Origin of the sequence: Pseudomonas sp. YJ42 (genome assembly GCF_047225135.1) — a bacterium.
Classification (GTDB): Bacteria; Pseudomonadota; Gammaproteobacteria; order Pseudomonadales; family Pseudomonadaceae; genus Stutzerimonas; species Stutzerimonas stutzeri_E.
On the sequence record NZ_CP178378.1, the window covers coordinates 2,553,804 to 2,579,179 of the forward strand.

At 62.6% G+C, this 25,376-nt stretch carries 24 protein-coding genes; 13 read left to right on the forward strand and 11 right to left on the reverse strand.

All coding sequences use genetic code 11. The features are described from left to right. Positions 1 to 47: 47 nt before the first annotated feature. From glcF to glcD, 3 genes are read right to left on the reverse strand one after another with little or no spacing between them, the layout of a single operon-like run. Entirely contained in the window at positions 48 to 1,265 is a 1,218-nt protein-coding gene (glcF, locus tag ACL0K2_RS11635) for a glycolate oxidase subunit GlcF (protein WP_413042699.1), read from the reverse strand. 3 nt (positions 1,266 to 1,268) lie between these two features. Then, positions 1,269 to 2,327, reverse strand: a complete 1,059-nt coding sequence (gene glcE, locus ACL0K2_RS11640; protein ID WP_413042700.1) for a glycolate oxidase subunit GlcE — start codon at positions 2,325 to 2,327, stop codon at positions 1,269 to 1,271. Then, positions 2,327 to 3,826, reverse strand: a complete 1,500-nt coding sequence (gene glcD, locus ACL0K2_RS11645; RefSeq protein WP_045160355.1) for a glycolate oxidase subunit GlcD — start codon at positions 3,824 to 3,826, stop codon at positions 2,327 to 2,329. The genes glcE and glcD overlap by 1 nt, the downstream gene beginning before the upstream one ends. A 238-nt stretch (positions 3,827 to 4,064) precedes the next feature. On the opposite strand from glcD, the gene glcC reads away from it, so the two are divergent. From glcC to ACL0K2_RS11675, 6 genes are all read left to right on the forward strand, one after another. After that, positions 4,065 to 4,832 carry a transcriptional regulator GlcC gene (gene glcC, locus ACL0K2_RS11650; RefSeq protein WP_045160354.1) on the forward strand — a complete coding sequence of 256 codons (768 nt, stop codon included), beginning with the start codon at positions 4,065 to 4,067 and terminating at the stop codon, positions 4,830 to 4,832. 121 nt (positions 4,833 to 4,953) lie between these two features. After that, on the forward strand, positions 4,954 to 5,493 hold the full coding sequence (locus tag ACL0K2_RS11655) for a chorismate--pyruvate lyase family protein (protein ID WP_413042701.1): 540 nt from the start codon (positions 4,954 to 4,956) through the stop codon (positions 5,491 to 5,493). 46 nt (positions 5,494 to 5,539) lie between these two features. Beyond that, entirely contained in the window at positions 5,540 to 6,436 is an 897-nt protein-coding gene (ubiA, locus tag ACL0K2_RS11660) for a 4-hydroxybenzoate octaprenyltransferase (RefSeq protein WP_045160332.1), read from the forward strand. A gap of 108 nt (positions 6,437 to 6,544) precedes the next feature. Continuing rightward, positions 6,545 to 7,234, forward strand: coding sequence for a phosphate regulon transcriptional regulator PhoB (gene phoB, locus ACL0K2_RS11665; RefSeq protein ID WP_045160331.1), 690 nt, complete (start codon positions 6,545 to 6,547; stop codon positions 7,232 to 7,234). Between the two features lie 135 nt (positions 7,235 to 7,369). Next, complete coding sequence (gene phoR / locus ACL0K2_RS11670; RefSeq protein WP_239610071.1) at positions 7,370 to 8,671, forward strand: phosphate regulon sensor histidine kinase PhoR; 1,302 nt, start codon at positions 7,370 to 7,372, stop codon at positions 8,669 to 8,671. Positions 8,672 to 8,770: 99 nt separating this feature from the next. Then, the gene (locus tag ACL0K2_RS11675) at positions 8,771 to 10,120 is read left to right on the forward strand and encodes a hemolysin family protein (RefSeq protein ID WP_045160329.1); all 1,350 of its coding nucleotides are present in this window, start codon (positions 8,771 to 8,773) and stop codon (positions 10,118 to 10,120) included. Between the two features lie 79 nt (positions 10,121 to 10,199). Here ACL0K2_RS11675 and ACL0K2_RS11680 read toward each other — a convergent pair whose 3' ends face one another. Then, positions 10,200 to 11,096 (reverse strand): peptidoglycan DD-metalloendopeptidase family protein, encoded by an 897-nt coding sequence (locus tag ACL0K2_RS11680; protein ID WP_239610272.1) that lies wholly within the window; start codon positions 11,094 to 11,096, stop codon positions 10,200 to 10,202. A 165-nt stretch (positions 11,097 to 11,261) separates the two neighbouring features. Further along, positions 11,262 to 12,176: a response regulator gene (locus ACL0K2_RS11685; protein WP_045160326.1), complete on the reverse strand. Its 915-nt coding sequence runs from the start codon at positions 12,174 to 12,176 to the stop codon at positions 11,262 to 11,264. 659 nt (positions 12,177 to 12,835) lie between these two features. Between ACL0K2_RS11685 and ACL0K2_RS11690 the strand changes: the two genes are divergently transcribed. The 5 genes from ACL0K2_RS11690 to ACL0K2_RS11710 are packed head-to-tail and all read left to right on the forward strand — an operon-like array spanning position 12,836 to position 17,433. After that, positions 12,836 to 14,044, forward strand: a complete 1,209-nt coding sequence (locus tag ACL0K2_RS11690) for an ABC transporter substrate-binding protein (RefSeq protein WP_239610271.1) — start codon at positions 12,836 to 12,838, stop codon at positions 14,042 to 14,044. A gap of 1 nt (position 14,045) precedes the next feature. Next, positions 14,046 to 14,858, forward strand: coding sequence for an ABC transporter ATP-binding protein (locus tag ACL0K2_RS11695; RefSeq protein WP_413042702.1), 813 nt, complete (start codon positions 14,046 to 14,048; stop codon positions 14,856 to 14,858). Next, positions 14,851 to 15,561: an ABC transporter ATP-binding protein gene (locus ACL0K2_RS11700; RefSeq protein ID WP_045160324.1), complete on the forward strand. Its 711-nt coding sequence runs from the start codon at positions 14,851 to 14,853 to the stop codon at positions 15,559 to 15,561. The genes ACL0K2_RS11695 and ACL0K2_RS11700 overlap by 8 nt, the downstream gene beginning before the upstream one ends. Further along, a complete protein-coding gene (locus tag ACL0K2_RS11705) occupies positions 15,561 to 16,448 on the forward strand; it encodes a branched-chain amino acid ABC transporter permease (protein ID WP_045160323.1) in 888 nt (295 codons plus the stop codon). Before ACL0K2_RS11700 ends, ACL0K2_RS11705 begins: the two co-directional genes overlap by 1 nt. A 1-nt stretch (position 16,449) precedes the next feature. Continuing rightward, on the forward strand, positions 16,450 to 17,433 hold the full coding sequence (locus ACL0K2_RS11710; RefSeq protein WP_239610066.1) for a branched-chain amino acid ABC transporter permease: 984 nt from the start codon (positions 16,450 to 16,452) through the stop codon (positions 17,431 to 17,433). Between the two features lie 6 nt (positions 17,434 to 17,439). On the opposite strand, the gene ACL0K2_RS11715 is transcribed toward ACL0K2_RS11710, so the two are convergent. The 4 genes from ACL0K2_RS11715 to ACL0K2_RS11730 all read right to left on the reverse strand — a co-directional run bounded on the left by ACL0K2_RS11715 (position 17,440) and on the right by ACL0K2_RS11730 (position 20,798). Continuing rightward, on the reverse strand, positions 17,440 to 18,213 hold the full coding sequence (locus ACL0K2_RS11715; RefSeq protein ID WP_045160321.1) for a ParA family protein: 774 nt from the start codon (positions 18,211 to 18,213) through the stop codon (positions 17,440 to 17,442). A 90-nt stretch (positions 18,214 to 18,303) separates the two neighbouring features. Beyond that, positions 18,304 to 19,098, reverse strand: a complete 795-nt coding sequence (locus ACL0K2_RS11720) for a thymidylate synthase (protein ID WP_045160320.1) — start codon at positions 19,096 to 19,098, stop codon at positions 18,304 to 18,306. 106 nt (positions 19,099 to 19,204) lie between these two features. Then, positions 19,205 to 20,005 (reverse strand): prolipoprotein diacylglyceryl transferase, encoded by an 801-nt coding sequence (gene lgt, locus ACL0K2_RS11725; protein ID WP_045160319.1) that lies wholly within the window; start codon positions 20,003 to 20,005, stop codon positions 19,205 to 19,207. Between the two features lie 10 nt (positions 20,006 to 20,015). Further along, on the reverse strand, positions 20,016 to 20,798 hold the full coding sequence (locus tag ACL0K2_RS11730; protein WP_045160352.1) for a sulfite exporter TauE/SafE family protein: 783 nt from the start codon (positions 20,796 to 20,798) through the stop codon (positions 20,016 to 20,018). Between the two features lie 175 nt (positions 20,799 to 20,973). Here ACL0K2_RS11730 and ACL0K2_RS11735 point away from each other — a divergent pair, with 175 nt between their 5' ends. Beyond that, on the forward strand, positions 20,974 to 21,753 hold the full coding sequence (locus tag ACL0K2_RS11735) for an NRDE family protein (RefSeq protein ID WP_413042703.1): 780 nt from the start codon (positions 20,974 to 20,976) through the stop codon (positions 21,751 to 21,753). Positions 21,754 to 21,760: 7 nt separating this feature from the next. Here ACL0K2_RS11735 and ptsP read toward each other — a convergent pair whose 3' ends face one another. Further along, complete coding sequence (ptsP, locus tag ACL0K2_RS11740) at positions 21,761 to 24,034, reverse strand: phosphoenolpyruvate--protein phosphotransferase (RefSeq protein WP_045160317.1); 2,274 nt, start codon at positions 24,032 to 24,034, stop codon at positions 21,761 to 21,763. A 19-nt stretch (positions 24,035 to 24,053) separates the two neighbouring features. Next, on the reverse strand, positions 24,054 to 24,533 hold the full coding sequence (locus ACL0K2_RS11745; RefSeq protein ID WP_025240063.1) for an RNA pyrophosphohydrolase: 480 nt from the start codon (positions 24,531 to 24,533) through the stop codon (positions 24,054 to 24,056). Positions 24,534 to 24,713: 180 nt separating this feature from the next. On the opposite strand from ACL0K2_RS11745, the gene ACL0K2_RS11750 reads away from it, so the two are divergent. After that, complete coding sequence (locus ACL0K2_RS11750; RefSeq protein WP_045160316.1) at positions 24,714 to 25,367, forward strand: HAD family hydrolase; 654 nt, start codon at positions 24,714 to 24,716, stop codon at positions 25,365 to 25,367. Positions 25,368 to 25,376: the final 9 nt, after the last annotated feature.

Below are 25,376 nucleotides of genomic sequence, written 5' to 3' on the forward strand. Positions count from 1 at the left end.
CTCTCCTGTCGATTCGATGTGCGTCACGGCGCGATTGGGGTTAGGGGTTACTGCATCGCCTCCTCGACGATCTCGATCCAGTGCCGCACCGGCGTCCGGCCAGCACCGTCGAGGTGCGTCTGGCAGCCGATGTTGGCGGTGACGATCACTTCCGGCTTGCCGCTTTCCAGCGCGTTGAGCTTGTTGTCGCGCAGCTGATGAGAAATCTCCGGCTGGGTGATCGAATAGCTGCCTGCAGAACCGCAGCACAGATGCGCATCCGGTACTGCCGTGAGATGGAAGCCGAGCCGGGTGAGCACGTCTTCGACCGCGCCGCCGAGCTTCTGTGCGTGCTGCAACGTGCAAGGGCAATGAAAGGCCATGCGCTTGTCCGTCTCGACCTTCAGCCGCTCTAGTTCGGCACTGCGCATCACTTCAACCAGATCCTTGGCCAGCGCACTGACCCGCGCGGCCTTGGTCGCGTAGGCCGGGTCGTTCCGCAACAGATGACCATAGTCCTTGATGAATGCACCGCAACCGCTGGCCGTCTGGACGATGGCTTCGGCGCCGCCTTCGATCGCTGGCCACCAGGCGTCGATGTTGCGTCGTGCGCGGTCGAGCCCTGCTTCCTGGGCATTGAGGTGGTAGTCCACCGCGCCGCAGCAGCCGGCTTCACGCGCGGTCGTCACGCTGATGCCGAGACGATCGAGCACCCGTGCCGTCGCGGCGTTGGTGTTGGGCGACAGGCTCGGCTGAACGCAGCCCTCGAGAATCAGCACGCGACGCGCATGCACGGTCTGCGGCCGTGGTTTGGCCGGGGTAACCTGGCGCGGCATGTGCGCCTTGAGCGTCGCCGGCATCAGCGGACGCAGCATGTTGCCGGTGCTGAGCAGACTCTTGAACAGACCTGGACGCGGAATGACCGTGCGCAGGCCCGTGCGCAGCAGACGTTCGCCAGCCGAGCGCGGCACCTGCTGCTCCATGAAGTCGCGGCCAATATCCAACAGGTTGTGATACTGCACGCCGGAGGGGCAGGTGGTTTCGCAGTTGCGGCAGGTGAGACAACGGTCCAGGTGGGTCTGGGTGGCCTCGGTGACTTCGCCGCCCTCGAGCATCTGCTTCATCAGGTAGATACGCCCACGCGGGCCATCCAGCTCGTCGCCGAGCAGCTGGTAGGTCGGGCAGGTGGCGTTGCAGAAACCGCAGTGCACGCACGAGCGCAGGATGCTCTCGGCCTCTTCGGCACGCGGCAGTTTCTTCGCGGCTTCGCTGAGATTGGTTTGCACGGCTTAAACCTCCGAATACATGCGGCCGGGGTTGAAGATCCCCTGTGGGTCCAGCGCGGCTTTCAACTGGCGGTGATAGCGCAGCAAGGGCTCGGCCAGCGGCTGGAACGGGCTTGCCGCAGCGCCGGCGGTAAAACAGGTGGCATGGCCGCCCACCTCGCTGACGATGCTGCGTATGGTCTGCGCATCGGCATCGGATTTAAGCCAGCGCTGGGCGCCGGCCCAGTCGATCAGCTGCTCACCGGGAAGCGCGAGAACCGGAGTATCGGTAGGCAGCGACAGGCGCCACAGCGGGCGGGCGTCGCTGAAGAAGCCCAGGCGTTGTTCGCGCAAGTCGTTCCAGTAGCCGGCATCCAGCGCCTCGCCACCGATACGATCGCAGGCGGCGTTGACCGAGCCTTCGCCACCTTCCAGGCGCAGGTGCAGCATCTTGCCGTCATGGCTGGCCGCGGTGATCGGCACAGGCTGCTGGCCCCATTCGGCCAGTTTGAGCAATGCCCGATCGACGGGCATCTCCACGCGCAGGCTGCGCGTCAAACGCGGCTTGGGCAGCACCTTGAGCGAAACTTCGGTCAACAGGCCAAGGCAACCAAAGCTGCCGGCCATCAGGCGCGACAGGTCGTAGCCGGCGACGTTCTTCATCACCTCGCCACCGAAACGCAGGTGCTTGCCATGGCCGGTGATGACACGCGAGCCCAGCACGAAGTCGCGTACCGAGCCGGACCATGGGCGCCGCGGGCCGGACAGACCGGTCGCGATCATGCCGCCCACGGTGGCGCCTTCACCCAGGTGCGGCGGCTCGCAGGGCAGCATCTGGTTGGCCTCGTCGAGCGCAGCTTCCAGTTCCGCCAGCGGCGTGCCGGCGCGAACGCTGATGACCAGTTCGGTGGGGTCGTAGGTCACGATGCCGCGATGCGCGCGGGTATCAAGCGGCGTGCCCTGCACCTCGCGGCCGAGAAACGCCTTGCTGCCGCCGCCGTGGATATGAAGCGGGGTGTTGCTGGCCAACGCCTGATTGACCTGGTCGAGCAGCTGCTGGCTGTCGTCGAAGGAAACCGTCATCAGAAACGCTCCAGTTCAGGGAAGGGCAACTGCCCGCCATGTACATGCATGCCGCCGAATTCGGCGCAGCGGTGCAGGGTGGGAATGTTCTTGCCGGGGTTGAGCAGGCCGCTGGGATCGAACGCCGCCTTCACCGCATGGAACAGCGTCAGTTCGTCGGCATTGAACTGCGAACACATCTGGTTGATCTTCTCGCGCCCAACGCCGTGCTCACCGGTGATCGAGCCACCGACTTTCACGCACAGTTCGAGAATCTTGCCACCCAGCGCCTCGGCGCGTTCGAGCTCGCCCTCGGTGTTGGCATCGAAGAGGATCAGCGGGTGCATGTTGCCGTCGCCGGCGTGGAACACGTTGGCCACGCGCAGGCCGTATTCGTCCGACAGATCGCTGATGCCCTTGAGCACGCCGGGCAGCTCGCGGCGCGGAATGGTGCCGTCCATGCAGTAGTAGTCGGGCGAAATCCGCCCGACCGCTGGGAAGGCATTCTTGCGTCCGGCCCAGAACTTGACGCGCTCGGATTCGTCCTTGGCCAGCCGCACTTCCGTGGCGCCGGCCAACTTGAGCACCTCGCCCACACGGGCGCAGTCGTCGTGGACGTCAGCCTCGACGCCGTCCAGTTCGCAGAGCAGGATCGCCTCGGCGTCCACCGGGTAACCGGCGTGGATGAAGTCCTCGGCCGCGCGGATCGACAGGTTGTCCATCATCTCCAACCCGCCGGGAATGATGCCGGCGGCAATGATGTCGCCCACGGCGCGCCCGGCTTTCTCCACCGAGTCGAACGCCGCCAGCAGCACTTTGGCCACCTGCGGCTTGGGCAGCAGCTTGACCGTCACCTCGGTCACGATGCCGAGCATGCCTTCGGAGCCAGTGAACAGTGCCAGCAGGTCGAAGCCCGGCGAATCCAATGCATCGGAGCCCAGCACCATGCGCTCGCCCTCGACGGTAAGGATCTCGACCTTGAGCAGGTTGTGCACCGTCAGCCCGTATTTCAGGCAGTGCACGCCGCCCGCGTTCTCGGCAACGTTGCCGCCGATGGAACAGGCGATCTGTGAAGAAGGATCGGGCGCGTAGTAAAGATCATAGGGCGCCGCGGCCTGGGAGATTGCCAGGTTGCGCACGCCGGGCTGGACACGAGCGAAGCGACCGGCCGGGTCGACTTCGAGAATCTTGTTGAAGCGCGCCATGACCAGCAGGATGCCTTGTTCCAACGGCAGCGCACCGCCCGACAGCCCGGTCCCGGCGCCACGCGCCACCACCGGCACGGCGCGCTTGTGAGCGATCTTCAGCAGGGTTTCGACCTGTTCGATGCGCTCGGGCAGCACCACCAGCATCGGCGTGGTGCGGTAGGCAGACAGACCATCACACTCGTAGGGCTTGAGGTCTTCGCCGCGGTGGAGGATGTCCAGGTCCGGCAGCCGCGCCTGCAACTCGGCGAGCAACGCCGCCTTGTCGACCTTGGGCAGCTCACCGTCGACGCGTTCGTCGTAGAGGATATTCATGGCAATCGGGGCTCTTCTTTCGTTCACCGTCAGCACGGCCAGCTGCGGTGGTTTGACGCATCATTAGCCCGACTACGCCTTTTCGTCCATCTCGAAAACCACTGGTCCTACCAGTTTCTTTCAACAAGCTTTCAACCGATCGAGCCGAATGACCCTGATATCATGGCCCCACACAATACGGACGTCTGTTGCGCTAGACTTCCACCAAACTGGTCCTACCAGTTACGGAGGCTGAAATATGTTGATCGAAAATACGGAGCGCCGCCAGCTGGCGGACGTGGTGGCCGAGCGTATCGAGCGGCTGATCGTCGACGGCGTACTTAAGGTAGGCCAGACACTCCCGTCGGAGCGCCGCTTATGCGAAAAGCTCGGTATCTCGCGCTCGGCGCTGCGCGAAGGCCTGCGTGTGCTGCGCGGTCGCGGCATCATCGAGACCGCGCAGGGCCGCGGATCGCACGTGGCGAGGCTGTCCGGAGAGCAAGATGCCAGCCCGCTGATGCACCTGTTCAACTCGCAGCCGCGCACCCTCTACGATCTGCTCGAAGTACGCGCCCTGCTGGAAGGCGAATCGGCGCGACTGGCGGCACTGCGCGGCACCGATGCCGACTTCATCCTGCTGCGCCGTCGCTACGAGGAAATGCTCGCAGCCCACACCGCCGAAGAGGCCGACCCGCGTGAGCATGCGCGCCTCGACCACGCCTTCCACCTGGCCGTCAGCGAGGCCTCGCACAACCCGGTGCTGGTGCATACGCTGCAGTCGCTGACCGACCTGATGCTCTCCACCGTCTTCGCCTCGGTGAACAACCTCTACCACCGGCCGATGCAGAAACGGCAGATCGACCGGCAGCATTCGCGGCTGTTTCACGCCATCACCGAGCGCCTGCCGGACCAGGCCCAGCGCGCCGCACGCGATCACATCCACAGCATTCGCGACAACCTCAAGGAGATCGAGCAGGAGGAGCAACGCCTGGTGCGCGCGACCATGCGACTGGAAGGCTGGGCCTGATAAGACGCTTCAGGCTCGGCACTTCAGGGTGGGCGGGGTGCTCTGCTGGTTCAGCCTCCAGCGCCTGCCTCGGCTTTCTTGCTAGACTCGCCGCTTCTTTTTTCCGCTGCCGCTATCGCTCGTGTCCGACTTTCAAGCCTGGCTACCCGCCGACCGTCTTCCTGCCCCGCTCGATCCCGCCCTGCGCGACTGGCTCTTCGTGGACAAAGGCTCGCTGACACGGCGCCTCACCGCGCTGGCGGAAGGCGCCTTCAGTGTGATGCCGCTCGACGAAGGCTGGCAGCGGCTGCGCGATGACGAGTGTGCCGCGCTGGGTATAGCCGAGGGGAGCCAGGGTTGGGTTCGCGAGGTCTATCTGCGCGGGCATGAAGAGCCTTGGGTATTCGCTCGCAGCGTCGCCGCTCGCAGCGCGCTGGAGCAGTCCGGACTGGACCTCCTGCACCTGGGCAGCCGCTCGCTGGGCGAACTGCTATTCACCGATCCAGCGTTCAGCCGCGGCCCGCTGCAGGCTCGCCAATACCCCGAAAGCTGGCTGCCGCAGGATGTTCACCAAGCCCGGCTCTGGGCGCGTCGCTCCTGTTTCAGCCAGGGTGACCTGCGCGTATTGGTCGCCGAGGTCTTTCTGCCCGCCCTGTGGCGAGCCGCACGGATTGTGACCTGAGCCCGGCACAGACTGCCCCTTACCCGCCCACCGATCGGAGACCGCCGTGTATCAGAAGCTTCTGCAATCGAGCAATCGCCTCCACCCGCGCGCCTGGGATTTCATTCAGCTGATGCGCCTGGATCGCCCGATCGGCACCTATCTGCTGCTATGGCCAACGCTGTGGGCCCTGTGGATCGCTGGCGAGGGCTCGCCCAGCGTCAAGAACGTGGTGATTTTCGTGCTCGGCGTCGTGCTGATGCGCGCCGCCGGCTGCGTGATCAACGACTTCGCCGATCGCAACTTCGACGGCCATGTCAGCCGCACCAAGGGCCGTCCGCTGGCCACCGGGAAGATCAGCCCCAAGGAAGCCTGGATCCTCTTCGCTATCCTCGTTGCACTGAGCTTCGGCCTGGTGCTGCTGACCAATGCGGCGACCATCTGGCTGTCGTTTGGCGCGCTCGGCGTCGCCGCCCTCTACCCCTTCATGAAGCGCTACACCTACTACCCGCAGGTGGTGCTAGGCGCGGCGTTCTCCTGGGGCATGCCGATGGCCTTTACCGCCGAACGCGGTGAGCTGCCGCCCGAAGCCTGGCTGTTGTTTATCGCCAATGTGGTCTGGACGGTGGGCTACGACACCTACTATGCGATGGCCGACCGCGAGGACGATCTGAAGATCGGCATCAAATCGACCGCCATCCTATTCGGCGAAGCCGACCGGGTGATTATTGCCACCCTTCAGGGCCTCGCCTTGTTCTGCCTGATCCTGGCTGGCGTGCGTTTCGAGCTGGGGCAATGGTTCCACCTCGGGCTAACGATCGCCGCGGCCTGCTTCGCCTGGGAGTTCTGGAAAACTCGCTCGCGCAAGCCGCAGGCCTGCTTCAAGGCCTTTCTGCACAACCACTGGGCCGGGCTGGCGATCCTCGTCGGGATCATCCTCGACTATGCGACGAAGGCGAGCTAGAGCAGCCCTCGCCTGCGGCCACTGAGACGGCGAAACGCTTTTCTGTCACATCCCTGCAATATTTCCGTTATCTAATGCCGAGCGACAAGAAACGGACCGAGAGCGGACATGAACGGCAAATGCATACTGATCGTCGATGACGAAGCACCGATCCGCGAGATGATCGTGGTGGCGCTGGAAATGGCCGGCTACGAATGCCTCGAAGCGGAAAACACCCAGCAGGCCCACGCGCTGATCGTCGACCGTCAACCCGACCTGATCCTGCTCGACTGGATGCTGCCCGGCACCTCCGGCATCGAGCTGGCCCGACGCCTCAAGCGCGACGAAATGACGGCCAATACGCCCATCATCATGCTCACCGCCAAGGATGCCGAGGACAACAAGATCCAGGGTCTGGAGGTGGGTGCCGACGACTACATCACCAAGCCGTTCTCGCCCCGTGAACTGGTCGCGCGCCTGAAAGCGGTGCTGCGCCGCGCCGCGCCCAGCGACAACGAAACGCCGATCGAGATCGGGGGTCTGTTGCTCGACCCCATCAGCCACCGCGTCACCATCGACGGCACGCCAGCCGACATGGGCCCGACCGAGTATCGTCTGCTGCAGTTTTTCATGACCCACCAGGAGCGCGCCTACACCCGCGGGCAGTTGCTCGACCAGGTCTGGGGCGGCAACGTGTATGTTGAGGAGCGCACCGTGGACGTGCATATTCGGCGCCTGCGCAAGGCGCTCGGCGAAACCTACGAAAACCTGGTGCAGACCGTGCGCGGCACCGGTTATCGCTTTTCCACCAAGAGCTGAACGAAACCGCCTGCGACCGGGTGAAACGCTGCAGCATCAGGCAGCCGTTCACTCAGGTCCGAGCCGCCGAGCCTGTGCCGGCGTTTCACAGCGTCATTTCCGGCCGACCCCAAGCTGCCTCAAGGAGCGTTAGCGGTGAACCAAGACTGGCAAGGCGCGCTGGTGCGCCAGCTGCTTCTGCTGTTAGCCGGCTGCCTGCTGGTCGGCTTGATCACCGGCGAGTACGCCTGGGCGCTGGTTGCAGGCCTGACCGGCTATCTCGGCTGGACCCTGCATCAGATGCGACGCCTGCAGCAGTGGCTCAAACGCAGCCAGCCGGACGAGCCGCCGCCGGACGGCCATGGCCCCTGGGGAGACATCTTCGACAATCTCTATCAGATGCAGCGCCGCGACCTACGCCAGCGCGGGCAGCTGCAGTCAGTGATCGACCGGGTCCAAGGCTCGACCGCGGCGCTGAAGGATGCCGTGATCATGCTCGACAGCGACGGCAACCTTGAATGGTGGAACCCCGCCGCCGAGCGCCTGCTGGGCCTGAAGAAGCCGCAGGATACCGGCCACCCGGTAACCAACCTGGTACGCCATCCAAGCTTCAAGGAATATTTCGACAGCGGCCGCCACGAAGAGCCGCTGGAGCTGTCTTCGCCGGTCAACGATCGACTCTGGCTACAAGTCACCATCACCCGCTACGGCAACAGCGAACACCTGATGGTGGTGCGCGATATCACCCGGCTCCACCAGCTGGAGCAGATGCGCAAAGACTTCGTGGCCAACGTATCCCACGAGCTGCGCACACCGCTGACGGTTATCGCCGGGTATCTGGAGACGATGATCGAGCACACCGACGAGATGCCAGCACGCTGGCCACGCGCGCTGAACCAGATGAATCAACAGGCTGGGCGCATGCAACACCTGCTCAACGACCTGCTATTGCTGGCGAAATTGGAAGCCACCAGCCCGCCAACCAACACCCAGTCGGTGGCCGTCGCCACCCTGCTGCAATCGATCAAGGGTGACGCCCAGGCGCTGTCCGCCGAGCGCAACCATGTCATCAGCCTCGAAGCCGATCCCACCCTGCTGCTCAAGGGCAGCGAGGCCGAACTGCGCAGCGCGTTCTCCAACCTGATCTTCAACGCGGTGAAATACACCCCGGACGGTGGTGAAATTCGAATTCGATGGTGGTGCAACGAACATGGCGCACATCTCGCGGTGCAGGATTCGGGAATCGGTATCGAATCCAAGCATCTGCCGCGCCTGACCGAGCGGTTCTATCGGGTCGATTCGAGTCGCGCCAGCAATACCGGTGGTACCGGATTGGGCCTGGCCATCGTCAAGCATGTGTTGCTGCGCCATCAGGGCCGCCTGGACGTCAACAGCACACCGAACAAGGGCAGCATTTTCACCTGCCACTTCCCACTGACCCAAGCCACCGTTCGCTAAGCACCGTCCATCAGCTGCGACCGGCGTTACCGCTGGCGCCTTGAAATAACCGGGAGCCGGCCCCATCCTTGAGGCCGTCTTCGACTACCTGACACATCAATGGACCCTTCCCCCAGTTTCGCAAGCAGCTACGCCGCCTCCTCCTACTTCGCCGATTTCGGCCTGATTCTTTTCGCTCTGTTTCTGGTTCTGCTCAACGGCTTCTTCGTCGCCGCCGAGTTCGCCATGGTCAAGCTGCGCGCCACCAAGGTCGAGGCGATTGCCAAGCAGCACGGCTGGCGCGGGCATATCCTGCGCAAGGTGCACAGCCAGCTGGACGCCTACCTGTCGGCCTGCCAGCTAGGTATCACCCTGGCCTCGCTGGGCCTTGGCTGGGTTGGTGAACCGGCCTTCGCCCATCTGCTCGAGCCGCTACTGGCTGCGGTCGGCATCCAGTCGCAAGCCGTCGTGCATGGCATTGCCTTCTTCACGGCGTTCTTCATCATTTCCTATCTGCACATCGTCGTCGGCGAGCTGGCACCCAAGTCTTGGGCAATCCGCAAACCCGAGCTGCTGTCGCTGTGGACGGCCGTGCCGCTGTACCTGTTCTACTGGGCCATGTACCCGGCGATCTACCTGCTCAATGCCAGTGCCAACGCCATTTTGCGCGTGGCCGGCCAGGGGGAGCCGGGGGGGCACCACGAACATCACTACAGCCGCGACGAGCTGAAGCTGATCCTTCACTCGAACCGCGCGCTGGACCCGGCCAATCAGGACATCAAGGTGCTGGCGTCCGCGGTGGAAATGAGCGAACTGGAAGTGGCCGACTGGGCCAACTCGCGTGAAGACCTGCTGCAGTTGGAGCACGATGCGTCGCTGGCGGAGATCCTCGAAGTGATCCGCCGACACAAATACAGCCGCTACCCGGTGTTCGATAGCACGCAGGGCGATTACATCGGCCTGCTGCATATCAAGGACCTGCTATTGGCGCTGGCCGGCGATGAGCAACTGGCGCAGCGCTTCGAACTTGCAGCTCTCTTGCGTCCGCTGGAACGGGTATCCCGGCACCTGCCGCTGAACGCACTGCTGGACCAGTTCCGCCAGGGCGGCGCGCATTTCGTGCTGGTGGAAGAAGGCGATCACAAGGTGGTCGGCTTCCTGACCATGGAGGACGTGCTCGAAGTGCTGGTCGGTGACATCCAGGACGAGCACCGCAAGACAGAGCGCGGCATCCTCGCCTATCAGCCCGGCAAACTGCTGGTCCGCGGCGACACGCCGCTGTTTAAGGTCGAAAGGCTGCTGGACGTCGATCTTGACCACATCGAGGCCGATACGCTGGCTGGCCTGATCTACGAAACCCTGAAGCGGGTGCCGGAGGAAAACGAAGTGCTATACATCGAGGGTCTGCAGATCGTTATCAAGAAGATGCGTGGCCCGAAGATTGTGCTGGCCAAGGTATTGAAAAGCTAGCCAGGTGACAGACCGCACAAGGCACCCTTGAGGTGCCTTTTTATTTTCCGATATCACCCGTCCGGCTAGTGGCTTTTAGTCAATCTCCGCCGACAGCGAAATTCGGCAGGCTATTGACCGGCTGGGAGAAGTCGAAGGGAATCGATTCGATCGCCAGCCCAACGTTGCGCTGCACCACAAAATGCAAGTGCGGGCCGGTGCTGTTGCCGGTATTGCCGGAGCGCGCAATGCGGGCTCCCGTTTCGACACGCTGACCCTCACGCACATCGACCGAGCCCTTCATCAGATGCAGATAAACGCCCATGGTGCCGTCGTCGTGGAGGATCCGCACGTAGTTGCCGGAGGGGTTGTTACCGCGCCCGCTCTGGCTGTTTTCGATCTTGACCACCATACCGCCGCGCGCCGCGATGATCGGCGTGCCCTCGGGCATGGCGATGTCGGCCGCATAACGGCCCTTCGGGGTGAAATGGCTATATTTGCCGTTGGCGCCTTGGGTCAGACGGAACGGGCCGCCGCGCCAGGGCAGCGGATACTTGTAGGGTTTGGGTAGCAGGCGCGGATCGCCGAGGGCGTGGCGCAGCTTGGGGGTGTATTTCAGTGGTTGGGTCGGGTCCAGCGGGGCCAGCGTCGCCAGGCGAATCTGGCTGCGCGGGGGCAGCACCCAGCGGATCGGCTTGTCCGGCGCGCCGACGGCGTTCTTCACACCGGTCAGTTTGAGCTCGATGTCCACCGGCGCAAACAGGTCATTGCGCACCAGCAGGGTCTCGCCGGCGGCATGCTTGCGGGTTTCCAGCTTTACCTGGGTGTCGAGCTTCTCGACCATGCGATCGTTGAAGGTGAATACCCGCGCGCCCGGCGCGGCCTGGTCGCTGTAGGTGACCACGCCGTTGGCGTCGGTGTATTTGTAGATGGTCAGGGCCGAGGCGGACGAGGCCAGCCAGAACAACCCGAAACTAAGAATGATGCGCCCCAACATAACGGCAGACTTCATGTGGTTATGTGTTCAGAGCGATGCAGACTAGCAGCGCAACGGGGCATGCGCGAGCCACCGACTGTCGGGCTGTGAAATCGTTCCCTCCATACGCCTCTTTTCGGATGAACGGCCCATTGCGCCATCCACCTGAATCGTTATGGAGCCGGGTCAGGCACCCGGCACGAAATGCCGCTGCGCGGTGCCGCGGGCAATCAGCCGCGATAAATAGTCGAGTTTTTGTGGGTCGCGGTCAACGAAACGGAAGGTCAGCTGCAGCCACTCACTGTCCGGCTTCGGCTCCAATGCCGCCACGGCATGCAGGTAGCCGTTCAGACGAGCCACTTCGCCGCCCTCTCCCTGCTCTAGATCGAGTACCGCGCTTTCCAGCACCTGCGGCAGGTTCTCGCTGCGCTTGACTACCAGCAGGCCCTCCTTGAGGCTCAACGCCTTTATCACGCAGGGAAGCGTCCCGCTCGGCAGGCGCAGTTGGCCCTGGCCGCGGCCTCCATTGGCCGCCGTCGGTTTGGCGGCGCCCGGCTGAACCGACGGCGCAGCGAATCCGGGTGCCGGCGATGCGACCGGTGCAGCGGACGCGGGCTTGATCACGTCGGCCTTACCACCGGTCAATGCGGCCAGCGAGTCATTGGCCATCCCGGTGTTCGTTGGCCGAGCCGGCGCGCTGGCGGCCAGCGCATCGAGCTTGCCGGCGCGGCCCAGCGCCTTGCGCACCTTGGTGGTCAGCTGTTCGTTGGAGAACGGTTTGCCGATGAAATCGGAAACACCGGACTGGATCGCCTGGACCACGTTCTCCTTGTCGCCACGGCTGGTGACCATGATGAACGGTGTGGTCTTGAGCTTTTCGTGTGCACGACACCAGGTGAGCAGCTCGAGCCCGGACATCTCGGGCATTTCCCAGTCACAGAGAATCAGATCGAAGCTTTCGCGATCGAGCATTTGCTGGGCCTTGCGGCCGTTCACCGCATCTTCGATGCGGATACCGGGGAAATGGCTACGCAACCCCTTCTTCACCAGATCCCGGATAAAGGGCGCGTCATCCACCACCAGCACACTGACCTTGCTCATCTATTGCTCCTGCCTGAATGGCCGTCAGCATAGCGTTAGCGGCCGGATGAACAAAGCACAGCCGACCAACGTGGCACTATGCCCTCGTGTGCCCATCAGCCGCCATTCGCCCGTCGCTCGCGACCGGAAGGGACGTTCGACTGACTCAGGTTTCATGTGTTGGACAAAGCAGCCTTGCCAGCAGCTCGACACGACGCACACGGAAAACGCCGCGCCCATTTGCTTTCCTGCTTACCCTTAACGGGAGCGTCAAGCTCGCGCACTGCGCCGAACAAGCAGCCGAGGCCGCTCGGTTCCTCCGAATTGGCCAGTTGCGTCTGGCCGATCCCCTGCTACGTTTAGTGCTGAACAATAACTAGAAAAACCCTATGCCAGGCCGAATGAGCACAACACCGGACCCCCTCGACCCTCAGTGCGCGCCCGGCACGACGCCAAACCATTTCTTTCGGTACCACCCCGATTGCCGCCACCCCCATTTTCCGCGACCGATGGATCTCGTCGATCGCGCTCTGAACCGTTACCGCAGCGCCAACCGGCGCCAGATCGTTGATGGTCGGCAGCCCTGTCTGCCGCTCCCCGTTACCACCGCACCGTCCAGTGTGGCAGCCCAGCGTGGGCCGTCGTGTAAGCGGTCAACCCCTGCAAGGAGATAGGCGATGATGAAGCTTCTGGCAATTGCAACGGCAACATTGAGCGCCGCGGCGGCGATACCCGCGACGGCTGCCGAGATATCCGATGGCAAGGTAAAAATCGGCATTCTCAACGACCAATCCGGCGTCTACGCCGACTTTGGCGGCAAGTGGTCTTACGAAGCGGCGAAGATGGCGGCCGAGGACTTCGGTGGAAAAGTGCAAGGCGTCCCTATCGAGATCGTGACCGCCGACCACCAGAACAAGCCTGACATCGCTTCCAACATTGCCCGTCAGTGGTACGACCGCGAGCAGGTCGACTCCATCATGGAACTGACCACTTCTTCCGTAGCGCTCGCGGTCCAAGGTATTTCCAAGGAAAAGAAGAAGATCGATCTGGTGACCGGTGCAGCGACAGTGGAGCTGACCGGCAAGCAGTGCTCGCCCTACGGCTTCCATTGGGCCTATGACACCCATGCACTGGCGGTCGGCACCGGTGGCGCGCTAGTGTCTCAAGGCGGTAACAGCTGGTACTTCCTCACCGCCGATTACGCCTTCGGTTATTCGCTGGAAGAGCAGACCAGCGAGTTCGTCAAAGCCAAGGGCGGCGAAATCAAGGGCGCTGTGCGCCACCCGCTGGCAACCAACGATTACTCCTCATTCCTGCTACAGGCGCAGTCGTCCGGCGCCCAGGTCATCGGACTGGCCAACGCCGGGCTGGATACCGCCAATGCCATCAAACAGGCCGCTGAATTCGGCATTGTCGCCAGTGGTCAGCGTCTGGCGGCGTTGCTCTTCACCCTCTCGGAAGTTCATGGTCTTGGCCTGGAAGCCGCGCAGGGGCTGACCCTCACCGAAAGCTTCTACTGGGATCGCGACGAGCAGTCCCGCGAATTCGGCAAACGCTTCTTCGAACGCACCGGGCGGATGCCCAACATGGTCCACGCCGCCACCTATTCGGGCGTGATGCAGTACCTCAAGGCGATCGACAAGGTCGGCACAGATGAAACCGAAGCGGTGGCCAAGGCCATGCACGAGATGCCGGTGAACGACCTTTTCGCCCGCAACGGCAAGGTCGGCGCCAATGGCCGTCTGATCAGCGACGTGTACCTGATGGAAGTGAAGAAACCCGACGAAAGCAAGCAGCCCTGGGACTACTACAAGGTGCTCGCCACGGTTCCGGGCGACGAGGCCTACATCAAGCCAGCCGAGAGCGGCTGCGACCTGGCCAAGCAATAGCATGGCGACCATCAGTGGCAGCATCGCCGGGGACGCCGCGGCGTCCCCGGCCACTGGCGATCAGCCGCGCGTCGTCCTTTCGGCGCGTGGGCTGCGCCGCGATTTCGGCGGTTTCGTGGCGGTGAACAATGTCGACCTGGACGTACACCACGCCCGGGTCCATGCGCTGATCGGACCTAACGGCGCCGGCAAGACGACGGTGTTCAACCTCCTGACTAAATTTCTGCAACCGTCGAGCGGCACCATTCGCCTGCTCGGTCATGACATCACTCGCACCGACCCGGCCAAGGTGGCGCGTATGGGACTGGTGCGCTCTTTTCAGATATCTGCAGTGTTTCCGCACCTGAGCGTGCTGGAGAACGTCCGCGTGGCGCTGCAACGGCCCGGCGGACTGGCGACCCAGTTCTGGTTGCCGCTGCGCTCGCTGAACCGGCTGAACGAGCGGGCCATGGCGCTGATCGAGTCGGTCGGCCTGCAGGATGCTTACAACAGTCCGGCGGCGGATCTTTCCTACGGCCGCAAGCGGGTGCTGGAAATCGCCACCACCTTGGCGCTGGAGCCGAACGTATTGCTTCTCGACGAACCGATGGCCGGCATGGGCCACGAAGACGTGCACATCGTGTCCGACCTGATCCGCGAGGTCGCCCGTGATCGAGCCGTGCTGATGGTCGAACACAACTTGAAAGTCGTCGCCGATCTCTGCGATCAGGTCACCGTGCTGCAGCGTGGGGAAATTCTCACCTCTGGAGACTACCGCAGCGTAAGTCAGGACCCACGTGTACGCGAAGCCTATATGGGGACGGAAGATGAATGACGCCACCCCGCTGCTGAGCGTTCGCGAGCTGAACGCCTGGTACGGCGAAAGCCACGCCTTGCACGGCATCGATCTGGATGTCCATCAGGGCGAGACGGTTACCTTGCTCGGCCGCAACGGGGTCGGCAAGACCACCGCGTTGCGCTCGATCATGGGCATCATCCGCAAACGGACCGGAACCATCCACTTCGATGGCCATGACATGATGCGTGTACCGCTGCACCGAGCCGCCCACACCGGGATGGGATTCGTGCCGGAGGAACGCGGTATCTTCGCCACCCTGACGGTGGACGAAAACCTCAACCTGCCGCCGATCATCGCCAAGGGTGGCATGTCCACCGCCGAGATCTACGAGCTGTTCCCCAACCTCAAGGAGCGTCGTAACAGCGCTGGAACCAAACTGTCCGGCGGTGAGCAGCAGATGCTGGCAATCGCACGCATACTGCGCACCGGGGCAAAGCTGCTGTTGCTCGACGAACCCACCGAGGGGCTGGCGCCGGTGATCGTACAGCGCATCGGGGACGTACTGCTGACGCTCAAGCAACGCGGCATGACCATCCTGCTGGTGGAGCAAAACTTCCGCTTCGCCAGTAAAGTCGCCGACCGCTTCTACCTCGTCGACCACGGGCGGATCGTCGACAGCTTCCATGTCAGCGAGCTGTCGGATCGCATGACCATACTCAACGAAACCCTGGGGGTCTGATGACGGAGATCTTCGGCGTACCTATTCAGGCTTTTCTCGGGCAGCTGCTGATCGGCCTGATCAACGGCTCCTTTTACGCCATGCTCAGCCTGGGCCTGGCGATTATTTTTGGCCTGCTCAAGGTGATCAACTTCGCCCACGGCGCGCAATACATGATGGGCGCCTTCGCCGGCTACCTTCTGTTGGCGGTGCTCGGCATCGGCTACTGGCCGGCGCTGATCCTGGCGCCGCTGATCGTCGGCCTCGCCGGCGCGGCCGTCGAGCGGCTGGCGCTGTCTCGGCTGTACAACCTCGATCACCTCTACGGCCTGCTGTTCACGTTCGGCCTGGCCCTCGCGCTGGAAGGTGCCTTCCGCTATTACTACGGCTCGTCCGGACAACCCTATGCGGTACCGAGCCTGCTGTCGGGTGGCTACAACCTGGGCTTCATGTTTCTACCGAAATACCGTGCCTGGGTCGTGCTGGCGTCACTGTTGATCTGCTTGAGCACCTGGCTGCTGATCGAAAAGACCAAACTCGGTTCGTACCTGCGCGCCGCCACCGAGAATCCCACACTGGTGCGCACCTTCGGCATCAACGTACCCCTGCTGCTGACCTTCACCTACGGGCTGGGCGCCGGCCTGGCGGGGCTGGCGGGAATACTCGCGGCGCCGATCTATCAGGTCAGTCCGCTGATGGGTTCGAACCTGATCATCGTCGTGTTCGCCGTGGTGGTGGTCGGAGGAATGGGCTCCATTCTGGGAGCGATCATCACCGGCTACATGCTCGGCATTCTCGAGGGGCTGACCAAAGTGTTCTACCCCGAGGCATCCAATATCGTGATCTTCGTGGTCATGGCGATTGTGCTGCTCGTGCGCCCTGCGGGCTTGATGGGAAGGGATGGCTGACATGCAGCAAACGACCGCAATTTCCGCAGCAAAGCGAAAGCGCTGGAATGCCGAGACGATCCTGATCCTCATCGGCATCCTCGGCCTGGTCCTCGCTCCTCTGCATTTCTATCCCGTGTTTCTGATGAAGGTGATGTGCTTCGCGCTATTCGCCTGCGCGTTCAACCTGCTGCTGGGCTACACCGGCATCCTCTCGTTCGGGCACGCGGCGTTCTTCGGTGGCGGCGCCTATTTCACCGCGCACGCGGTCAAGGAATGGGGACTGACGCCGGAGTTGGGCATTCTCGTTGGGGTGGTCGGCGCCGCCTTCTTGGGGCTGGTGATCGGCTTCCTGGCGATCCGCAGGCAAGGCATCTACTCGACGATGATCACCCTGGCGCTGTCGCAGATGTTCTTCTTTTTCTGCCTGCAGGCACCCTTCACCCATGGCGAGGACGGCATTCAGGGCATTCCACGTGGCCACCTGTTCGGCCTGATCGATTTGAAAGAGCCGCTGAACATGTACTTCTTCGTGTTGACGGTGTTCCTGCTCGGCATGCTGGCGATCTGGCGAATCATCAACTCGCCTTACGGCATGATCCTCAAATCGATTCGCGAGAACGAAAACCGGGCGATTTCCCTCGGCTACACGGTGTCGCGCTACAAGCTCGGCGCCTTCGTCATGTCGGCGACCCTGGCGGGGCTGGCTGGCGGGCTCAAAGCTCTGGTGTTCCAGTTCGCGACCCTCACGGACGTCAGCTGGCAGATGTCCGGCGAGGTGGTGTTGATGACGCTGCTCGGCGGAATCGGCACCCTAGTAGGCCCTGTGTTCGGCGCGGCGCTGGTGACCACACTGGGCAATTATTTTGCGACCTCGGAGCTGCCCGTCACCCTGGTGACCGGGATCATCTTCATGGTCTGCGTACTGATCTTCCGCCGCGGCATCATCGGCGAGCTTTATGCCTCACGCCTGGGCCGCAAGATCGAGCGCTCGCGCGACGATTGAATCGCTTCAGGCCTGGCGTTCCAGGTACTCGTGCAATTCGACGAACTGCTGGGTCAACTTGTGCCGCGGATCGAAGTGAATCAACGGTGTGCAGACCTGGTGCGACTCGCGCATCCGCACCGAGCTCATCAGGTGCACCGGCAACACCGGCAGCCCCTCGGCCAGCAGCTCGTCGATGATCTGCTGCGGGAGCGCCGCTCTCGGCTGGAACTGATTGACCACGATGCCTTCGACCATCAGTCCCTCGTTGTGGTCCTCCTGCAACTCCTCGATTTCGTCGAGCAGGCTGTACAGCGCCTGGCGGGAAAAGCTGTCGCAGTCGAAAGGAATCAAGCAGCGATCGGCACCAATCAGCGCCGAGACGGTAAAGAAGTTCAGCGCCGGTGGCGTATCCAGATAGATGCGCTCGTATTCTTCGGAAAGGCTTTCCAGCAGTTTTCGCAGCTTATTGATCTTGTGCTTGGCTTCGAGCTTGGGTTGCAGGTCGGCCAGTTCCGCCGTCGCGGTGATCAGGTGCAGGTTTTCGAATGGCGTCTCGGTGATCGGCGGCCGTGCTTTCTTGCCGGACGCGCCGCCCGCCAGCACTTGTTTGAAATAGTCGGCGATGCCAGTGGGCAACGCCTCTCCCGTCAGGCCTGACAGGTAGTGGCTGGAGTTGGCCTGCGCATCAAGATCGATCAGCAGCGTGCGATAACCCTGCGCCGCGCTCACCGCCGCCAGGTTGCAGGCAATGCTGGACTTCCCGACGCCGCCTTTCTGATTGAATACGACCCTGCGCATGCCAAACCCTCGAAACCCTGAACGGTCGAGTCTATACGGCAAATGTGACAGTCGGGTTACCCGCAGGGACAAACCCGACCAAAGCCGCATTCAGACGGCGACAGGAGCCTTGATGTGCGGATGTGCTTCGTAGCCCACCAGCTCGAAGTCCTCGAAGCGGAAAGCGAACAGATCTTTTACCGCCGGGTTGAGCTTCATCGTCGGCAGTGGCAGCGGTTCGCGGGTCAGCTGCAGATCGGCCTGTTCCAGATGGTTGGCGTATAGATGGCAGTCGCCGCCGCTCCAGATGAAGTCACCCGGCTGCAGATCGCAGACCTGAGCGACCATCAGCGTCAGCAGCGCATAGCTGGCAATATTGAAGGGGACGCCAAGGAATATATCCGCCGAGCGCTGATACAGCTGGCAGCTGAGCTTGCCCTCGGCAACGTAGAACTGGAACAGTGCGTGGCACGGCGGCAGTGCCATCTGATCGACCAATGCCGGGTTCCAGGCCGACACCATCAGCCGGCGTGAGTCCGGCTTGCTCTTGATCATCTCTACCAGCTTGGCGATTTGGTCCACCGACTCCCCATTGGGGGCCGGCCAGTTGCGCCACTGGTAGCCGTAGACCGGGCCGAGCTCGCCGTTCTCGTCGGCCCACTCGTCCCAGATCCGCACGCCGTTTTCCTGCAGGTACTTGATATTGGTGTCGCCCTGGAGGAACCACAGCAGCTCATGAATGATGGATTTGAGGTGGCACTTCTTGGTGGTCACCAGCGGGAAGCCGTCAGCCAGGTCGAAGCGCATCTGGTAGCCGAACACGCTGTAGGTGCCGGTGCCGGTGCGGTCGCTCTTGAAGGTTCCGTTCTCGCGCACGTGGCGCATCAGGTCGAGATACTGTTTCATCGATGGGCTCGAAGCGGGCGCCGAGGCGCGGTGACAAGGAAGCAGGACATAGTAAAAGGCGGCGTCCGGCTTGTCGCGCACTAGGCGACAAGCCGGATGGCTCCGATCAGGCCGGCGCCTTGGCCGTCTCGTGACGATAGCCCCAGGCGATCATGCCGAGGCCGAGCAGCACCATGGGTACGCAGAGCAACTGCCCCATGGTCAACCAGCCAAACGCCAGGTAGCCGAGTTGGGCATCGGGGACTCGCACGAATTCGACGATGAAGCGGAAGATCCCATAGCAGACGGCGAACAGGCCGGACACCGCCATGGTCGGTCGCGGCTTGCTGGAATAAATCCAGAGGATAACGAACAACGCCACCCCTTCCAGCGCGAACTGATAGAGCTGCGACGGATGCCGCGCCAGCTGCTGCGGGTCGGTCGGAAATACCATCGCCCAAGGCACATCAGTCGCCTTGCCCCAGAGCTCGGCATTAATGAAATTGCCGATACGTCCGGCGCCCAATCCGATCGGAACGAAGGGCGCGATAAAGTCCATCAACTCAAAAAACTTCTTGTCGTTGCGGCGGGCGAATATCCAGGTGCACAGCAGCACGCCGAGCAGCCCTCCATGGAACGACATGCCACCCTTCCATACTTGAAAGATCAGTGTCGGATCGTTGAGGTAGGACGACAAATCGTAGAACAGCACGTAGCCCAGCCGCCCACCGACGATCACGCCCATGGCGACCCAGAACACCAGATCGGAGAGCTTGTCCTTGTCCCAGCTGGGTTCGAAGCGCTGCAGCCGGCGCGACGCCAGCAGCCAGGCGCCACCGATGCCGATGAGATACATCAGGCCATACCAGTGGATTTGTAGTGGGCCTAGCGAAACGGCCACAGGGTCTATCTGCGGGTAAGGCAGCATCCGGGTTTCCTCAGATCAAAAAGTTGATACCAACGCTGAGCAGTAACAGTGCAAACAGGCGCCGAAGCATAAGGGCCGACAGCCGATGTGCCAGCTGGGCACCGATGCGAGCGGAGAACATGCTGGTAAGGGCAATGCCCAGCACCGCCGGCAAATAAACGAAGCCCAGACTCCATTCCGGCAGATGCGCATCCTGCCAGCCGACCATCACAAAACTCAACGCGCCGACAATGGCGATCGGCATACCACAAGCCGCAGACGTCGCAACCGCTTGCTGAATGGGCACGCTGCGCCAACTGAGAAAGGGTACTGTCAGGGAACCGCCGCCAATACCGAAGATCGCCGAAGCCCAGCCAACCACGATGCCCGCCAGCGTGAGGCCTGGCTTGCCGGGCACGCCGCGGCTGGCCTTGGGCTGCAGTGGAAAGGCCATCTGGATCGCCATGGCGATGGCGAACACACCGATGATCTTCTGCAACATAGGCCCCTGGATCGCGGCCGCGGTGAGACTTCCCAATGCCGCGCCGAGCAGGATCCCGACCGTCATCCACAGCACTACAGGCCAGCGCACCGCGCTCCGGCGGTGATGGGCCCTGACCGAATTCAGCGAGGTAAAGATAATGGTGGCCAGCGACGTACCCACGGCCAGATGGGTCAGCACCAGCGGATCGAAGCCTTGCAGGGTGAAGCTGAAGACCAGCACCGGAACGATGATCATCCCACCGCCCACGCCAAATAGCCCGGCCAGCACACCGGCAAATCCGCCGAGAAGCAGATAAAGCACAAACTCCATCAGGCCACCCTGGAAAACAAAGCGGCATGGTAGCGGAAAAGCTGGAAGCTGGAAGCTGGAAGCTGGAAGCTGGAAGCTGGAAGCTGGAAGCTGGAAGCTGGAAGCTGGAAGAGGTTGCCGAGCCAGGGTGCTTGGCTTCAAGCTTTCGGCTTCGAGCTTCCAGCTGAACATACCTATGTGCCTGATCGTTTTCGCCTGGCGCCCAAACCAGGCGCTGCCAGTGATCGTCGCCGCCAACCGCGATGAGTTCCATGCACGTCCCAGCCTGCCGTTAGCTGTCTGGGAAGACGCGCCCCACGTCATTGCCGGACGTGACCTGCAGGCCGGCGGCACCTGGATGGGGATCGGAGCTGCCGGTCGCTTCGCCGCGCTGACCAATATTCGCGCACCGGGCGCACCGCTCGGGGCTCGCTCTCGGGGCGAGCTGCCCGAGCGTTATCTGCGAGGCCAGCTGTCTCCCCAGGCGTATCTGACGGAGCTGACAGGTCGCCTGCAGCAGTATTCAGGCTTCAATCTGCTGGTCGGCGATACGCGCGAATTGTGGTATCTCAACTCGGCCATGGGTGCACCGGAACAGCTCCTGCCCGGAATCTACGGTTTGTCCAATGCGGCTCTGGACACGCCATGGCCGAAACTCGTGCGCGCACGCTCAGCACTGCAAGAATGTCTGTGCACACCGGAAGCGGAAAAGCTGCTACAGCTACTGAGCGATCCACAGCCCGCTGCGGACGCCGAACTGCCCAGCACCGGCGTGCCATATGAGTGGGAAAAGCGGCTATCGAGCGTGTTTATCGCCAGCGCCGAGTACGGAACCCGTGCCAGTACCGTCCTGATCCGCCGCGCAGATGGCTCGACGGAGCTCATCGAGCGCTGCTTCGGCCCTGCTGGCCGGTTGGGGGAGAGTCGCATCAACCTGCCGCCGCTCAGCCAGGTGAGCGGTCCGATGCACGTTTGATTCGTCTCTAGAGCGCCGCCGAAGGATTGACCATGCGGTCCAGACCGAGGTTACGCAAGGTCAGTTGCACCGTGGCATGAATCACCTGCGGGCTGTCCATCACCATCACCTTGGCCAGCAGTTCACGCGCCGTCGCCGAGCTGATCTGGCGTAGCATCCACTTCACCTTCGGCAGGTTGGTGGCGTTCATTGACAGGCTGTCGAAGCCCATCGCCAGCAGCAGGATGGCCGCGCCCGGATCACCGGCCATCTCGCCGCAGATACTCACCGGCTTGCCTTCCTCATGGGCCTCGCGAACGATGCGCTGCAGCGCCTCGAGTACGGCTGGGTGCAGGTAATCGTAGAGATCGGCCACGCGTGGGTTGTTGCGATCGACCGCCAGCAAATACTGGGTCAGGTCGTTCGAGCCGACCGAAATGAAATCCACCTGACGTGCCAGCTCCCGGGTCAGGTAGACCGCCGCCGGGACTTCGATCATCACGCCCACCGGGGGCATTTCGACGTCGGTGCCCTCGTCCCGCACCTCGCCCCAGGCGCGATGGATCAAGTGCAGCGCCTCTTCCAGTTCGCGGGTGCCGGAAATCATCGGCAGCAGGATGCGCAGGTTGTCGAGCCCGGCGCTGGCCTTGAGCATGGCGCGGGTTTGCAACAGGAAAATCTCGGGGTGGTCCAGGGTGACGCGGATGCCGCGCCAGCCGAGGAAGGGGTTCTCTTCCTTGATCGGGAAGTACGGCAGACTCTTGTCTCCGCCGATGTCGAGGCTACGCATGGTCACCGGCAGCGGGTGGAAGGCCTGCAGCTGTTCGCGATAGATCGCCATTTGCTCCTTCTCGCTGGGAAAGCGCTCCTTGATCATGAAGGGCACTTCGGTGCGATACAGGCCCACGCCTTCGGCACCGCGTTCCTGCGCCCGTACCACATCGGCCAGCAACCCGGTATTGACCCACAACGGAATGCGCACACCGTCGGTGGTTTCGCAAGGCAGCTCACGCAGGATGTCCAAGCCTTCGGAGAGCTGGCGTTCCTGCTCGGCCAGGACCAGGTATTGCTCGCGCAGCACCTTGGCCGGGTTGGTGATGATCTCGCCGCGCGTGCCGTCGATGATCATCTCGATGCCATCGACCTTCGAGTAAGGCAGATCGACCGCACCCATCACCGTGGGAATACCCATAGCGCGGGCCAGGATCGCCACATGCGAGTTGCTCGAACCGAGCACCGAAACCATGCCCATCAATTTGCCTTCGGGCACTTCGCCGAGCATCGCCGGAGACAACTCTTCGCTGACCAGAATGGTGTTATCCGGATAGGTCAACGTCTGCTGGCGGGCCTGTTGCAGATAGCCGAGCAGGCGGCGGCCGATGTCCTTGACGTCAGAGGCACGCTCACGCAGATAGGCGTCGTCCATCATTTCGAAGCGGCCAACATGGTCGCTGACCACCTGGCGCAAGGCACCCTGCGCCCACTGGCCGGTGCGGATCACCTTGGAGACCTCGCCGCCGAGGGCGGAGTCGTCGAGCATCATCAGGTAGACATCGAACAGTGCGCGTTCTTCCTTGCGCATCTGCGTGGCGAGCTTCTCCGACAATGCGCGCATGTCGGCACGCACGGCTTCGAGCGCCGCTTCGAACAGTTCGAGTTCGGCCGAGATGTTCGTGATGGTCTTGTCCGGCACCACATCCAGGTCGGCAGGTGGCAGCACGACTACCGCAGTACCCACGGCAGCGCCGGGCGCACCGGGGATTCCGATGAAGCGGGTTTCCTGAATGCCTTTGCCCTGCCGGCCGAGGCCGCGTATCGAACCCGTCGCCTCTGCATGGGCGATGACGCCAGCGAGCTGCGCGCTCATGGTCACGAGGAAGGCTTCTTCGCCCTCGTCGAACAGGCGTTGCTCTCGCTGCTGAATGACCAGAACGCCCATCACCCGCCGATGGTGAATGATCGGCGCACCGAGGAAGGACGCGTAGCGCTCTTCACCCGTTTCAGCGAAATATCGGTAACGTGGGTGTTCGGAAGCGTGCTCGAGGTTGAGCGGTTCCTCCCGCGTGCCGACTAGACCGACCAGGCCCTCGTTGGGCGCCATGCTGACTTTGCCGATGGCCTTCTTGTTCAGGCCTTCGGTAGCCATCAGGACAAATCGGCCGGATTCCGGATCGAGCAGGTAGACCGAGCAAACATGGCTGGCCATGGCCTCCCGGACTCTCAGCACGATGATGCCCAAGGCCGCCTTGAGGTCCTTGGCGGCGTTTACTTCCTGGACAATCTTGCGCAGCGTGCCGAGCATGCTCAGGGGCTTTCTCCCGTCAGTCCCGCGCCAATAGGCGCGGGGCGAGTTCTTTTAAGGCGCGACGATAAACCTCGCGTTTGAAGGTGACGACCTGACCCAGTGGGTACCAGTAACTGACCCAGCGCCAGCCATCGAACTCGGGCTTGCCGGTGAGATCCATGCGTACTCGGTCCTCGGTGCCGGTCAGGCGCAACAGAAACCACTTCTGCTTCTGCCCGATGCACAGCGGCTGACTATGGGTCCGTACCAGCCGCTGCGGCAGACGATAGCGCAACCAGCCCCGGGTGCAGGCGAGGATCTTCACATCCTGCTGCTCCAGCCCTACCTCCTCGTTGAGTTCACGGTAAAGCGCTTCTTCCGGTGTCTCGCGCGGATTGATGCCGCCCTGCGGGAATTGCCAGGCGTCCTGATTAATCCGTCGAGCCCATAGTACTTGCCCGGCATCATTGGTCAGGATGATGCCGACGTTGGGGCGAAAACCATCGGAGTCGATCACGGCATACAACCTCGCAAACGCATGTCGCGGCATTGTTCCACAAAAAGGCGAAAAGCAGAAAGCACGCTGCACCGCCGTTGATCAACCGGCTCCAGACTGCGGTTTGGTGCCTTGAGGGTGCCATGCACCGGGCAATCCCGCTATGCTTCGCGTCCCTTTTATCGCTCCGAGGAACGCGGCGTGCGCCTGGCTCTATTCGATCTCGACAACACCTTGTTGGCCGGTGACAGCGACCATGCCTGGGGTGAATTCCTCTGCCAACGCGACCTGGTCGACGCCACCGATTACAGGGCGCGTAACGATGCCTTCTATCAGGACTACCTCGCGGGCACGCTGGATGTCGAGGCCTACCAGAATTTCTGCCAGGAACTGCTCGGTCGCAGCGAGATGGCACAGCTGGAGCAATGGCACGGCGAATTCATGCGCGACTTCATTGAGCCCATCGTGCTAGCCAAGGGCGAGGCACTGGTGCGCCAGCACCATGAAGCCGGCGACCGCGTGGTGATCATCACGGCGACCAACCGCTTCATTACCGGACCTATTGCTGCGCGACTGGGCGTGGACACGCTGCTCGCCACGGAGTGCGAGATGCTAGACGGCCGCTACACCGGTCGTCTCACCGATGTGCCCTGCTTTCAGGAGGGCAAGGTCACGCGCATCGAACGTTGGCTGAAGGAGACCGGACAGAGCCTGGAGGGCAGCTATTTCTACAGCGACTCGCGCAATGACCTGCCGCTGCTCGAGCGGGTCAGTCATCCGGTTGCGGTCGATCCAGACCCGATTCTGCGCGAAATCGCCCAACAGCGTGGTTGGGAGGTCATCAGCCTGCGCTGATCGAGGAGG